1 protein-coding gene is annotated in these 278 nt (G+C 43.5%); it reads left to right on the forward strand.

What is annotated here, in order from left to right; translation table 11 throughout:
- On the forward strand, positions 1 to 278 hold a 278-nt coding region (locus tag CH341_RS32435; protein ID WP_146604764.1), incomplete at both ends, for an NAD(P)/FAD-dependent oxidoreductase.

Consider the following 278-nt stretch of genomic DNA (forward strand, 5'->3'; position numbering starts at 1 on the left):
CCAAAACGCTGAAGAAGTTATCAATAAACTTGCTGACAAGAGCCAGCACCTTGACCGTATCGCCGTTGTTGGTGGTGGTTACATCGGTGTTGAACTTGCTGAAGCCTTTGAACGTCTTGGAAAAGAAGTTGTCCTTGTTGATATCGTTGATACTGTTTTGAACGGTTACTATGATAAAGACTTCACACAAATGATGGCGAAGAACTTGGAAGACCACAACATCCGCTTGGCGCTTGGTCAAACTGTTAAAGCAATTGAGGGTGACGGTAAAGTTGAAC

This window comes from Rhodoplanes roseus, assembly GCF_003258865.1.
Classification (GTDB): domain Bacteria; phylum Pseudomonadota; class Alphaproteobacteria; order Rhizobiales; family Xanthobacteraceae; genus Rhodoplanes; species Rhodoplanes roseus.